Source organism: Bifidobacterium sp. ESL0822, from assembly GCF_052606675.1.
The window spans coordinates 1,895,403-1,909,615 of the sequence record NZ_CP199596.1 but is presented as its reverse complement, the minus strand read 5'-3'; the positions used below and the strand labels follow the sequence as shown (position 1 = coordinate 1,909,615).

Sequence of the window (14,213 nt, the reverse complement as noted above, 5' to 3'; positions counted from 1 at the left end):
CACATCCATGAGACTGGGAGATGGGTTTGTGCCTACTACCTGATTTCCAACCGGGTGCGCTTGGGTCCCCGGCATTTTCACCAGTGTCACCATAAAACACCATGCAAAGGAAAATACTCTGGGCCCACTTGCCGTGGCTCTTGTAGGTGTCTGGTCGATACAGTACCCTCAGCCCGCACATTGCATTGCGCCTACAAACTCATCCTGAAAAGAGCAGCATATGCTTTCGCGAGTCTGGCATGCTGGACCATCGACATAGGTAGAGCTTTAGGAGTTTTCTTCGCTCTAGCCTTTTTGATATTGACTGATCGCGTGACTGCTGAGCTGATCTTTAATTTCGAAGCGGTTTTTCCTATAAAACCACTTCTTGGTAGATGCACATCTTTTAAATCGCTATCAAGATCGCCTGAGCGTCGGAAATACGCATCGAACCCATGGTTGATGGATAATGAACCCTAGACGAAAACAGCAGTAGCTCACTTAAGCTTAATAATATAAATATTCAGACACCGTTATCATGCGTTCCCGAGCGATATAGATACGATATAATTGAATTGGCAGCGTTGCACCATCACGATGATTCATAGTGATGCTACAAAAACACTCGAATGAATGCAGTAAATCATAATGATAAAGAAGGGGCAAAGCGATGCAACTACTCTCCGTCGATGCACAAGTGGAAATAAATGTGCCACCCATTAATCAGCCTTATACAAAGCCGTCGCTTGCTATCGATTTCATGACTGAAAACAAAGAGGCCGACAAGTTAATTACGAATGAATCACCACTTTATGATTCTGGTATGTGTGATGTAGTTTGGCGAATACATGGTCCGGCTAAAAACGAGACATGTTTTGTGCTGTTCCCAGGAAAGGACAATACAGTTTGTTCCTCCACTTCCAATAATCCCGATACTTCTAAAACCAGCTATTTCATTAGTCAGTCTCTTCCCTATTTGGATACAATTGCAGAAAGCAGAGTGCACTTATTCTCTTATTACGTCTGTCCTGAAAATCATCATATCTATTGGTTATACCGTGGAATCTATACCCTGGTGAAGGAATTCAAATCCACTTTGTCCATTGACCAGAGTACTTCCTCGCTTAATGGAACTAAGCTATCCATAAGCGGGAACATTCCCGTATATCTGTCTTTATGGTCAAGGGCTATTGAATGATGCAGCAATGACCGAAGCACTGTAGAAGTTCAACGATGTACTTCCATTACTCTTTTTAACGTGCATTTTGAAAAGCTCGCTTGAACTTTAATGGAAGTACATCAACATGGTTGATATCAATAATGCACAAATGTAATTTTCAAATTGAACTGGCTCGGAGCACATCAGAGTAGGCTTCAGCGTCCATCAAACATAGAACATCTTCCGCTCAGTGATTTAAACACCGCGACTATCTCGTAAGTAGACTTCCACCGACTCGAACTTGCTAGCATGATTGCATCCGCACCAAGGAAGGCCAAGGGGGCTCATCATGCAATACACACAACTGGGAAAAACAGGCATCAACATATCGAAGATCTGCGTGGGATGCATGAGCTTCGGCAAACCAGGCACCATGCACGACTGGACACTGGACGAAGAAGGAACCGACGCGGTCGTTGCGCACGCACTGGATCTGGGCATCACCTTCTTCGATACGGCCAACGGCTACTCCGCCGGGACCAGTGAGGAATATCTGGGAAAGGCGCTGAGAAAGCATACAAGCCGCGACCGGGTGGTCATTGCATCCAAGGTCTATTTCAATGAGGGGCGACTTTCATCCAAGGCCATCCATCGGGAGATTGATGGGACGCTCAAGCGACTTGGCACCGACTACCTGGACCTCTACATCATCCACAGGTTCGACTATGAAACGCCAATCGAGGAGACCATGGAAGCGCTGAACGATCTGGTCCAGGTCGGCAAGGTGCGAGCGCTGGGTGCCTCGGCCATGTATGCCGGCCAATTTCAGGACATGCAGAAAGTCGCCCAAGACAACGGCTGGACCCCCTTCAGCGCCATGGAGAACCACTACAACCTGCTCTACCGGGAGGACGAGAAGGACCTGATCCCCTTCTGCAGAAAGACGGGCGTCTCACTCATGCCTTACAGCCCTCTGGCTGCCGGCCATCTGACACGGCCCACCTGGACCGCCGACTCCCTGCGCAGCGCCACCGACAAGGTCTCGCGCGGCAAGTACGACCGGGCCGAAGACAATGACCTGGCCATCATCGGCCGCGTGCAAAAAGTGGCAGAACGACACAATGTTCCCATGGCCCGGGTAGCCATAGCCTGGCAGTGGGCCAAAGGCGTTGCCTCACCAATCATCGGAGCCACCAAGGCCCGGCATCTTGACGACGCAGTGGCTGCGCTGGATTTGGAGCTGACGCCTGAGGAGATCGCATCCATGGAGGAGCCCTACCTGCCACATGAGACCGTGGGAGCCATCGACAGCAATCCGCCCCAGGGTGTAGTACTGCTGGACGCGGAGGAGAATTGACACCATCAACCACCACCTCCACCCACGCATCAGGACTTTCTACAGCAGACACTCCGAGGCCGACTTTCCCAGTCGTGCGGAGATCAGAGGCGCTGCAGAACTGACATCAGTAGGCCAAGCACGGGACGGATGCCCCGCTAAGGGATCGTCCACCTCAACCGTTGGATGCTTTCTGTGAGGTACTAACAGCTCAATCATTTGCTTACTTGAGGGTTCACTTTGTTGTAGTACTCGTCGTAGGCCTCCTGCTTCAACCCGATGTTCTGGTCCAGATAGGCTTTCTTGGGGTATCCAGGTACTGATCCCAGTCGGAGCTCTCCTCCTGCCAGTTGATTCGGCAGCCGCGCCCCTTCTCAACCTACACAGGCCAGGCCTTCTTGGGCCATCTTCTACGTCAGAGGGTGCTTGGCCACAAAGACGACTGCAGGCAGCACCATCGCCCACAAGGGCCAGCAACGATGAGCAGAGCATATTCACCGATGCTCTGACAACGGCGCCGACGCCTGCCAAAGGGCCGATTCCCCCGGTACCGGGATGAGCCGCGGTCTCCACCCAAGGCATCCGTGTGCGATGCAAGGTCATGAAATGCCCCTTCTCCATTGAGTGGGATATGCAGGCGTTGAAAGGAATGACCTCGTCCACACCGGAAACCGGACCAGATGGCCGGCGGCCCTGATTCCTAGCGACCACTCCGACACTGGTCATGATAAGAGAAAGTTTTTCGAGCAAAAAAGTTACTGAAAGTTAGAGGACGAAAGCTTCGCTTGTGTCAGTGAGATCTGGATTGTACGACCTTCGGAAATCTGCCGACGAACGGCCTTACAAGGGCATTCTGGTAGAGGCGCGCTGGACCAGCGTGCCCTTGACGCATTCGATACCTTGGTGACCCCGGCCGTCCAGCATGTCAGCAAGGCAGCTGGCCGCCCTGGTGCCGATGGCCTTCAGATTCAGGTCGACACTGGTCAGCGGAGGACGCGAATTGCCGACAATGACCGACCGATTGTCAACCCCGACCACCGATACCCTATCCGGCACGGAAACATGCCGGTCATGCAGAATATCCAGGCACCCCCGGGCTATCTCGTCGTTGCCGCAAGCCACCCCGTCGAAGTCGACTCCTTCATCCAGCAAGCTAATCATGGTGCGACGCCCGGTCTCTTCGTTCCAGCCCCCATACCGAACGGTACGCACGGCAGCCAAACCACGGCTGTCCAGTTCGGCCATCTCGCCCTTAAGTCGCCTGATCGAGGACTGGAAGGCTGGATCGCCGGCGATCAGCACGATTTTTTTGGATCCTCCCTCGACCAGATGCCGGACCATCAGCCGCCCGATATCCTCGTTGTCGGTGACGACCGAGCAGTCATGGGGATCCAGGGACGCCTGGTTGGCATAGACAACCGGCACCGGACAGCTGGCCAGCGCAGGCCGCGGATCGGTGCGCCATCCGACCATGAGCAGACCTTTGACGCCGTAGGCCAGCAGATTATCTATATGGTGCTGTTCAAGAGCCGGGTCCCTGCCGGCGTTGCAGAGAAAAACAGGAATGGACTCGACCCCGAAGTAGCTTTCCGCACCGATCAGGATGGGCATGGAGAACTGACCGTCCAGGTCCGAAGTGACCAGCCCCACCGACTTGGGCAGGCTGGGAGGCTGGGACTGTTTCTGACGCTCATTGAGCGAAAAGGAGAGCTCTGCCGCGGCCTTGAACACCTTGGCCCTTGTCGGACCGCTGACCTGTGCGCTGTTGCGTAGCGCCTTGGAGGCTGTGGACACCGCAACCCCCGCCTTGGCAGCCACGTCGGCCAGCGTCACTTTCTTGCTCATCGGATCGCCTCCCGGCTCTGCTGGACTGTGAGCGTCTCCAACTATGGTAATGGAGTGAGACGGCCATCGAACCCTGTCAGTCGTATTCATTTTTTTCTCATTGAAAATTTTCCTAATCAGGTGTTAGCCTATGGGTGTCCGAACACAGGCGGCAGAGCATCCGCCAGATCAGCAGACAGTGGGAGCGCCACCATGGTCACCTTGTTTCATCCCCAGCCCGGAACCATCCCAGTGACCGCCGGGTCGGGCGCAGTTCTGGCCGATTCAAGGGTCCGGCCCAATTGGCTGCTGGATCATGGTGAGGATTCGGCTGTGCAAATTGCGGCAAGCAATCTGATGAGGGATTTTGCGACCGTCACCGGCCGGACCCAGAGACCGACCAACCTGATCGACGAGAATAGCCTGACCATCTGCCTGGGCACCCTGGGCCATTCAAGTTGGATCGATTCGGCTGTCTGCTCCGACCAGCTCGATCTGACCCCGCTCAAGGACCCCCAGGGAGAGTATCGCTGGGAAGGCTTCACCTTGCAGGTCATCGACGGCACCCTCTATATCGCCGGGGCTGATCGGCGCGGAACCATCTACGGGATCTACGCTCTCAGCCGGGCCATCGGCATCTCACCCTTGCACTGGTGGGGGAACGTGCCGGCACGTCACCATGAACGGATATGCCTGCCCGGCGACCTGCGCGTCTTCGACTGGCCCTCGGTCAAATACCGGGGCCTCTTCATCAACGACGAGGAGGAGCTGGACGACTGGGCCCGCCTGCATACCCCGGACGGAACCATCGGACCAACGACCTACGAAAAGGTCTTTGACCTGATTCTGCGGCTGGGCGGCAACTATCTGTGGCCGGCCATGCACGTCAACGCCTTCAATGCCGATCCGCGTAACGGCAGGCTTGCCCAGAGCATGGGGATTGTCATCGGAAGCAGCCACTGTGACATGCTCCTGCGGAGCAACCAGCATGAGTGGGACCCCTGGGTGGCCTCGCAGGGCGGACATGTGGACTATGACTATTCGTTGCCCGGACACAACCGGGATATGATTCGGCGCTACTGGTCGCAGAGCGTGGACATGAACCGGAACTACGAGGTCACCTGGACCCTGGGCATGCGCGGTATACACGACACGGGCCTGACCACGCGCGCCATCGACGAGGATCCGAACCTGGACCAGGAGGGTCGTCTGCGAGCGCGGGTCGATCTGCTCGGTCGGGTCATTCGCGACCAGAGGGACATCCTGCGTCAGCACCTGGGTCGACCTCCACAGGAGGTACCCCAGCTCTTCATTCCCTACAAGGAGGTGCTGCCCCTCTATGACGCGGGCCTGGACCTGCCCGAAGACGTGACCATCATGTGGGTCAACGACAACTACGGGTATATGCGTCGCTTCCCCAATCAGGCCGAACGGGCACGCAGGGGAGGCAATGGGGTCTACTACCACAGCTCCTACTGGGCGCCACCGAGGACCAGTTACCGCTGCACCTCATCCACTCCCCTGGCTCTGATGAACGACCAGCTGGGCAAGTGCTGGGATCGGGGCATCCGCCGGGTGTGGGTGGATAATCTGGGGGCCATCAAGCGCCTGGAGCTGGAGGGATCCTACTTCCTCCACCTGGCCTGGAATGCAGACAAGGATCACCACAGTCTGTCGGCCCGGGACTTCATAGCCTCTTGGTTCGACCAGACCTTCGCTGACAAGCGTGGCTCTGAAGCTGCCGACCTGTGCATGAGCTACTACCGGATCAACAATCAGACCAAAATCGAACACCTGCACGAGGACTCCTTCACCCAGACAGGCTACGACGACGAGGCCGGCGGCCGCCTGGCAGCCTTACGGGAGCTGGCTGAGCGCTCACACAATCTTGGCAGGAGCATGAAGCCAGAGTTTCGTGAAGCATACCGATCGCTGGTGGACCTGAAGATCGCCATGACCTACTACGTTAACGCCCAGTTCTACCATGCGGACCGCAGCCGACTCGAGGCCGCCCGAGGCGCCTTGCCGGCCGCCGACAGGCAGATGAGAATCTCTCATCTTTTCCAGGGGATGATCCGGGCTCTGCTCCATTGGTACAACAGGAAGCTGGCGCAAGGCGATTGGGACGGCATTCTCACTCCTAACAGGTTCCCTCCTCCTACGCTGCCTCAGTACCCGGCTTGCAGACCGGTGAAGGTCCAACCGGACCAGGGGCTGATCCTTACGCCACAGGGAGCAGAGGAGAGCATTAAGGTTCCCGGCGATAACAATCACGCCAGGCTGGTCTTTGATCCCTACGGCATCTCCGACCAGTGGTTTGACCTGGACCTTAAGGGCAGCCCTGCACAGGAAGTGCGCATCTGCGCCGATCAGGACTGGATCCGCCTGCCGGAGAAGGAGCGGGTCGTCAAGGACGAGTGGCGAATCCATGTACAGGTCGATAACGCCTCAGCCCATGCTGGTCGTCAGGGTATGCTGACCATCATCACCCGCCCCTGTAAGCCGGAGGCAACCGAAAAAGTCTGGTCGACCCCGATCAGGGTCGATGTTCTAGTAGGCAAGGATCCTCGCCTCGAAGAAGGATTCACCGGCTACGTCGAGGCGGATGGTCACATCAGCATGGACCCCTCACGCGGACGCGTCAACCCCGACCTCACGAAGGCCACCACTTGGCTGGCGACCCAAGACCTTGGGCGTTTCGGCTCGGACCTGATGCAGACCAGGGGCTGGAGCGACCCGGATTCAGGAAGCGGGGCCTGTCTGAGTCTGGACTTCTGGCTGAAGACCCCCGGCCGCCACCATCTAGAGGTTCACCGGATGCCCACCCTGAACTCACGTGGGCGAATACGCCTGCGTGTCAGCCTGGATGGCAACCGAGGCGAAATCCTGGAATCGCCCACCACTGACGAATTCCGTGGCAACTGGCAGGAGACCATCGTATACAACGCCGAGCAACTAACCATGATCCCGCCTTATTTGAAGGCAGGACCCCACCAGCTGCAACTTATTGCCGTGGACGACTCCTTCGGCATCGACAAAGTCGTGATCAACACCGGTCGGGAACGGCCCAGCCGGCTGGGACCGGCCTTCAGTACCTGGGTGGCAGATGGCCGGACCTCCAAAGGGGCTGATAACGGAAACTCTCACACATCTCACATAGACATAGATCAGACCAGCAATCAGATTACAGACCATCAGCCAACGCCCACGACCGATGCCTTGGACCGCCCCCTGCGGAACCTGGCCATCGAAGACTACGGAATCGATCCGGGCCATACCCCGGACGAACCTGTACCCTACTTTGACCGGGACTACTGGCTTCACGGCGGTTTGTATACGCGACCGAAGCTGGTCTGGCCTGCCGGACACCAGCACGAGCAGGAGCTCAGCCAGAACAATGACGCCAGCAAGACTTCAGAGCGCATCTACCTTGAGACCGCCGATTGCCTAAGACAGGACGAAAATGCCTGGTTTTCACAGTCTGGGCCACAGAATGGCAAGCCTCGGAAAGGCTGCTGGGTCCCCACCGACGCCCCCATTTACGGGGGCCGGGGCCTGGCCATGCGGGCCGAGCCAAGGCAACAGCTCTGGCCCGATCCTGGTCGGGCTCCCGGCATGAACCTGGCCTTCCCGGTTGGCAGGTCAGGCAACTATGGAATCTGGCTCCTGGCCCAGTTCGCCTCCGAGCTGGAGGACTCCTGCCATTTGATTCTGGACGGCCAGCCGTTGGCCCCTGCCCAACTCTTCCCCCGAAGGGGAAGACTGATGACCTTTGCCACCGAGCATGTCTGGGGATGGTCGGAGATGACCGCCGTCCAGCTGACCGGCGGTCGGCACGTCCTGACCTTGGAGCCGGAACGGGCCGGCATGCGCATCGCACGTGTCTACCTGGCCTGTGACGGATCACGGCCGCCCTTGGATGGGCAGTGGCCCCGTTAGAAAGACGACAGACCAGTGGACACGTGTGGGCTGGAAACCTGAGGTCAACGGTCATCGCCGTCCCTTAGGGCTCTTGGACACCCGCCTGATCAGGCCGGAGAGAAGCGAGCCGGTCATGACTGCCGCTGCAAGGATGGCCAGAGGAAGAGCCACTGCTGCCCCGGTTTTGGGCAGCGCTTCCTCCAGTGCGTTCCAATCGTCGCTATTTGAACGGACAGCCCGATCCGAGCACAACAGACGGCCGTCGACCATCACGCCCTGGGAATTTGGCTGTAGAGAAGCCCTGTCGGCATCTTCCCGCTCAGGAAGGGCCGCCGCATCATCTACCGGACAGGGCACCAAAGGACTGCCGATGACCCTGGCCCTGTCGGTGTGCCGACCTGATATGCCCGTCACCGTGGCATGCACGTCCACAGACTGGCCAGGTCGTAGCATCAGGGTCGACCAGTTGTCGGGATAGCGAATCCCGGTCACCCGCCCCTGACCGACGACTGTCCGATCTTCCAAATGCAGTTGGCGAGCCAGGAAAACAGCTCCCGTCCCATCGCCGGGATCCCGTGGCGAATCATTGGTGATCCGGAAGACAATGGGAACGTCGTCACGAGTCCGGAGGGCCTGTTCCGGCTGATCCCGATCACCCTTGGGCATACCGCCAGCCTGATCAAACTTCTCAATGTGTAGAGCCGGTGTCATATCGGGCGTTCTGGTCCAGACCGTGTTGGAGACCAGGGTCTTGTCCTGATAGAACTCAGTGAATCGGTTCTCGTGACGTTCCACCTTCTTCAGCCGTCTGCATTGCAGGTAGGCCCTCCAGCCGACCGGACGGTCACCTGAAGCGCTGACCAGGGCCAGATACCGTGGTGTAGCCTCCACTTTGACCAGACCTGCAGGGTCTTCAGTCATCGTAAACAAAGGGCCGCCATGGATATCTGCGGACATGTCCGAACCAGCCATGATCCGTCCATGATGAATCAGGATGCGCCCATTCTCGTAGAGGTCCTGGGTGGCGTAGACGGCCCAATGGCCAGTAAACCGATCCACCGTGGGATCTAGCCGATCCTCGATCCGCCATGTCTTCACCTGTGGATAGGCACGTCCGGCCGGCAGCAGACTGGAGTCCAGACGATAAAGGAAGAGTCGGTCACGGTAGATGCTGCCGCCATGTGCACTTCCCCCGCCCACAGCGACTACCACATCCTTGGCGGGATTGAGCGGCTTGACCGGATTGGCGACCACGTTGGTCGCTATGTGCAGGTCGTTGACGATCTGGGTCGCCTGGTTACGCACCACGTGACCGGGTTCTGCGCGGATGACCGTGTAGGGCAGGACCAGATCGTAGGTACGCCCCAGCAGCCCTTGGTCAATAGCCGGCTCTCTGAGGGGATTATGGCCTCGGTCAGCGGCATAGGCAACCAGATCCGCAGGCTGGGGATCCCCTTCGAGAGTCACGCCTGTAGCAGGAACATAGGTATCCACGGTTTTGGCGAAGACGAGGACAACACCATCAGCGACCTGAATATTGAAAGCCTTGGTGTAATCGCGACCGTCGGAGCCCAGAACCTCGATGCTCTTGGGATCGATATCCAGATGACGAGCGTCGTAGGCATCCGTCATGCCCAGTCGCCAGACCGGATAGGCGGTATTTCTGCGGCGGGCGTCCAGACTGATTCGATAAACTCCACGGTCGCCCACGAAGAGCACCTTGCCGTCGATGCTGATACCTGGATCATGCGCGCTGACATCGCTCTTAGAAGGATGGAAGTCGGCGGGCGGATTGCTTACCTGGTTGGAGGGGGTCAGTGAATTGTTCAACGTCAACACCCACTGATTGTCCACCTGATGATCCGTCGGGGCCTTGGAATCAACCCTGCCCTCGAAGCGCAGACGGATTCTGGGGTTGCTCCCGGCACGCCACTGGCTGATACGGGCGGAGTCGGTAATGGTCACCCGCAGGCCATGGTCCTTGTCCTTCCACTTTGTGGCATATCCGGTCTTGGCGATGACATCACCACTCTGCAGGTCAGTCACCTCAAGGGTCTGTTTGTCAGGCAAAAACCAGCGGTCATATACATCCGTCAGAATGATTGATTTGACAGGATAAGCCAGATTGTCAGGCAGACTGGGCTGGGTATCCAGCTGATACTCCAGCCGCTGACCAGGGAAGACCACCTTGCCGTCAACGCTGGCCTGCTCCCCGCCCTGGCCAGCCTCAGAGATGACATCCTTACGCACCGGAGGCAGGTATCCACAGATGCCTGGCTTATTGGTCTGTACACTCTGCGTGTTGACCGTTTGGGAGCCCGAGTTGGTCAGAGCCTCGCCCTGGTGGCCATGGCCGTCCGGCGCCTTGCAGAAGGTCAGCTCCTGATCCGGTGTTCCGCCCAGGTCCTTGCGGACCTGGGACGCACCACCGCCATTGGCAAAGCGAACCGTGAATGGTACCAGCATGGTGACCTGCATGGGGTCCTCCATCCCCTTGAGGCCGTTCAACCACCCGCTCTTGGCCTGAGCCCGCGCCCGAGTGCCGCTCACGCTGACTTGGAAACGGTCGGTCACGTCCCTGCCCATGGCCACGATGTCTCCGACGCTGCTGTGGCGGTAGTGCCCGTCTGCATCAGCCTTGGCTTTGGCAACGAATATGCGAATTGCCCCAGCCCCGTCCTGATCAACCAGATAATCGGCGGCACTCCAGTCGTCAGTCAGGGCGAAAACCTTAGGAGCCTCGGCCAGATGGGCTTCGACAGTGGCGTTGACCACCGACCCCACCCGGTCGCCGTCCAAAAAGACATGTCCGTCAGCACCAGTCTTGTTACTCCATTGGGGGTCTACGACGCTCTTCCACACCCCCGTGGCGGCATCCCGCAGGATCCAGGATTTGTCCGGCCTGGGCTTCCAGGTGGGTGTACGACGCTCCGGGGTCGACTGGTCAACCTGCCGGGCAGCGCCCTTCCAATGGACTGCACCCTGGTCCAGAATCAGTCCGGTCTCCGGTTGCTCGACAGTCACGTCCAGCTGCCACGCCCAGCGATGTTCCTCAGGAAGAGCCCCACCCTTCCAGGTGGCTGTGGCCCGGTCCCCAGGTGGCCTATCCCCTTCGGCGGTGTTGAAAACGAATTTGTCGGTCAGGTCTTCGCCGCTGGTCTGGTCCCTGACATGCTGACCACTGATACGGTACTGCTTGCCCTGAGGATTGAAGACATCACTAAAAGTCAGTTCGCGCCCACCCCGACCGGTTCCAGTGACGATATGGGTGCGATTGGTCATCCCATCCGCGCTAGTGCCACGACCTACTTGCTTATCGGGTGGATCCGGTGGCAGATCGGCCGGCTTGGGCTCGTAGTCGTTGAGCATGATCACCACCAGGGAGATGCCCTTCTCGTTGCCTGCATACTCGTCAGCGAACTTGTCCAGATTGTCGTTGGACTGATCCCAGAAGGAGTCGCTGGTCCGATAGGTCACTCCACGGTTGCTGAAGGTGGTGTTGGCCACCTGGCTGCGCCAGTTATCCATCCAATACTTGTGAATAGCCACGGAGATTCCGTCAAAGATACGTTGGGATCCACGGTAGGTGGCAACCACTCCCACGCCGGTCACCCGACAGTGACCCTGTCCGGATTGGTCGGCGTGGGCCTCATTAAAGCGCGCCTGACAGTTGCCATTGGCCTCGTCTAGAGCCTGCCGCTTGACCCGGGCCGTATTGGCATTGCCCTTGTCCACAACCCCCAACTGGGAGAACGCCTTGTCGATGCTGCCTATAGCATAGCCGCCAAAGGCGCCTTGTTCATCATCCTTGTAGGCCCAACCCTGCCAGATCTGAATGTTTTCGTCGCCCGGGGCCACTGGTCTGCCGCCGGCATGGCCTGATCCTCCCCCAGCTATGGCAGGAGCCGCCGGACCGGCAAGGGCCGCCAAGGCAGCCAGAGCCGTCAACAGGCCGATCCATCTATGCTTGTTCATACTCGTCCTCACTCTTCGCCCGCTCCATGCCTTGAGTATGAGTGACCGCAGGGCATATGGGTGCGCGAGCGAGCGACTGTGGTCGAATGTGCTGCGGGACGGTTATGCTGTGTATGAGACATACCTATGCCGTCCAGACCGAAAAGGAGACAGGACAATGGCAGAGACATTCGACGTGCTGGTCGAGATTCCCCGGGGCTCCCGCAACAAGTACGAGATGGACCACAACAGCGGCCATATCAGGCTGGACCGCACCCTCTTCACCTCCATGGGCTACCCCGATGACTACGGGTACATCGACGGCACCCTGGGCGAGGACGGGGATCCCTTGGACGCTCTGGTGATGATTCCCGATTCGGTCTTCCCGGGTTGCATCGTCGAATGCCGCGCCGTGGGCCTCTACCACATGGTCGACGAGGCCGGCGGGGATGACAAGGTCCTGTGCGTGCCCGCCGACGTTCGCTTCGACGCCATCAAGGACATCGACGATGTCTCCGACTTCCACAAGCAGGAGATCAAGCACTTCTTCGAGCAGTACAAGGCTCTGGAGCCAGGCAAGGAGGTCATGCCCGGCGACTACTGGACCAATGCTGAGGCCGCCGAGACCCAGATCAAGGCTGCACGCGAGCGCTTGGCCGCCCAGCACTGACCTCTCAAGAACGACCACCGGTCATAACCACCCCGGCAAGGGACCAATGGAGCGCCTGAACCGGGGTTTTGCATGCCCAAATCCTCCCAAAACGCGTCCGGCCGTCTACGATTGCCAATTGCGGGTGCGCGCGCGCAAGGGCAGGAGCGGCTATGACTTTCTATACGTACCAATATCTCAAGGGTGGACAGACCAACTGGACCATGATCAGAATCATCGTGGTCGTCGTTCTGGCCCTGGCCTTCCTTTTCTTCCTGTTCATGTACTCCCGCCACCGCTGGAACCATAAGTACAAGGATCTGTCCATCATCCTGGCCACCCTGCTTCTGCTGGCTGCGGCCATCCAGTACAGTGACTACACCAATCTGCGTACGGCCAGCCTGCAGAGCGGACAGCTGACCACGGTCATCGACAAATCCGCCGCCAAGCTCAAGGTCAATCCTGAGCAGATCAGCATCAACGACACCTCGCGCAACAACGACATGATCATCAAGACCCCCAAGGGCTACTACACCCTGGTATTCAACAGCTCCGGCTCCGAATTCCTGCTGCAGCGTGCCGATCTGTACCACCCAGACATCACCGTGATCGGAGAGTGACCCATGGATATCAATTTCTACGTCAACGTGGCCCTGAAGCTGATCGTCGGACTGCTCTTCATCACCCTGCTCATCAACGTGACCGGCAAGGGGAACCTGGCACCCACCTCGCCCATGGACCAGTTGCAGAACTACGTCCTGGGCGGCATCATCGGCGGGGTCATCTACAGCGACAGCATCTCCATGGCCCAGTACATTGTCATCCTGCTGATATGGGCGGCGCTGATTCTCATCACCAGGTATGCCAAGACCCACATCCACGCCGTGGGCAAGTACATCGACGGCGAACCGGTCACCATCATCAAGAACGGCAAACTGCTGGTCCAGAACTGCCTCAAGGTCAACCTGACCGCCAAGGAAGTGGACTTCAAACTGCGCACCAAGGGCATCAACGACATCCGCGACGTCAAGCGGGGCATCGTTGAGCAGAACGGCAGTCTGACCATCATCTCCGAAGGCGACAAGGACGTGCGCTATCCGGTGGTCATGGACGGGCGGGTCAATCCCGACGTTCTTGACACCATGGGACGGGACGAGGACTGGCTCGACGGGCAGCTGGCCAAGCAGGGCATACACAAGGTCAGCGATGTGTACATGGCCCGATACCAGAACGGCGAGTTCTACGCCGTCACCTACCAGGACAAGTAGCGCCATCCATGCAGCAGGAGGCAGCCTGACGGTGACTATGGCTCATTAACGGGCCGATTCAATAGTTTGCCATGCTTGATTGTTCCGGCGCTGACAGGTAAAATCCATGTCCATATTGTTATG

General features: G+C 58.1%; 8 protein-coding genes. 6 read left to right on the top strand and 2 right to left on the bottom strand.

All coding sequences use genetic code 11. The features are described from left to right. Positions 1–649: 649 nt before the first annotated feature. Together ACUIAF_RS07430 and ACUIAF_RS07425 are read left to right on the top strand one after the other, a co-directional pair. Positions 650–1,177 (top strand): hypothetical protein, encoded by a 528-nt coding sequence (locus tag ACUIAF_RS07430; protein WP_445338421.1) that lies wholly within the window; start codon positions 650–652, stop codon positions 1,175–1,177. A gap of 310 nt (positions 1,178–1,487) precedes the next feature. Continuing rightward, positions 1,488–2,495 carry an aldo/keto reductase gene (locus ACUIAF_RS07425; RefSeq protein ID WP_445338419.1) on the top strand — a complete coding sequence of 336 codons (1,008 nt, stop codon included), beginning with the start codon at positions 1,488–1,490 and terminating at the stop codon, positions 2,493–2,495. Between the two features lie 819 nt (positions 2,496–3,314). On the opposite strand, the gene ACUIAF_RS07420 is transcribed toward ACUIAF_RS07425, so the two are convergent. Continuing rightward, positions 3,315–4,319 (bottom strand): LacI family DNA-binding transcriptional regulator, encoded by a 1,005-nt coding sequence (locus ACUIAF_RS07420; protein ID WP_445338418.1) that lies wholly within the window; start codon positions 4,317–4,319, stop codon positions 3,315–3,317. Positions 4,320–4,511: 192 nt separating this feature from the next. On the opposite strand from ACUIAF_RS07420, the gene ACUIAF_RS07415 reads away from it, so the two are divergent. Continuing rightward, positions 4,512–8,237 carry a glycosyl hydrolase 115 family protein gene (locus ACUIAF_RS07415; protein WP_445338417.1) on the top strand — a complete coding sequence of 1,242 codons (3,726 nt, stop codon included), beginning with the start codon at positions 4,512–4,514 and terminating at the stop codon, positions 8,235–8,237. Between the two features lie 51 nt (positions 8,238–8,288). On the opposite strand, the gene ACUIAF_RS07410 is transcribed toward ACUIAF_RS07415, so the two are convergent. After that, entirely contained in the window at positions 8,289–12,194 is a 3,906-nt protein-coding gene (locus ACUIAF_RS07410) for an LPXTG cell wall anchor domain-containing protein (RefSeq protein ID WP_445338415.1), read from the bottom strand. Positions 12,195–12,351: 157 nt separating this feature from the next. Here ACUIAF_RS07410 and ACUIAF_RS07405 point away from each other — a divergent pair, with 157 nt between their 5' ends. The 3 genes from ACUIAF_RS07405 (at position 12,352) to ACUIAF_RS07395 (ending at position 14,090) form a co-directional block, all read left to right on the top strand. Beyond that, positions 12,352–12,843, top strand: a complete 492-nt coding sequence (locus ACUIAF_RS07405) for an inorganic diphosphatase (protein WP_445338413.1) — start codon at positions 12,352–12,354, stop codon at positions 12,841–12,843. 152 nt (positions 12,844–12,995) lie between these two features. Continuing rightward, a complete protein-coding gene (locus ACUIAF_RS07400; RefSeq protein WP_015022498.1) occupies positions 12,996–13,442 on the top strand; it encodes a DUF3290 family protein in 447 nt (148 codons plus the stop codon). A gap of 3 nt (positions 13,443–13,445) precedes the next feature. Further along, entirely contained in the window at positions 13,446–14,090 is a 645-nt protein-coding gene (locus ACUIAF_RS07395) for a DUF421 domain-containing protein (RefSeq protein ID WP_015022499.1), read from the top strand. Positions 14,091–14,213: the final 123 nt, after the last annotated feature.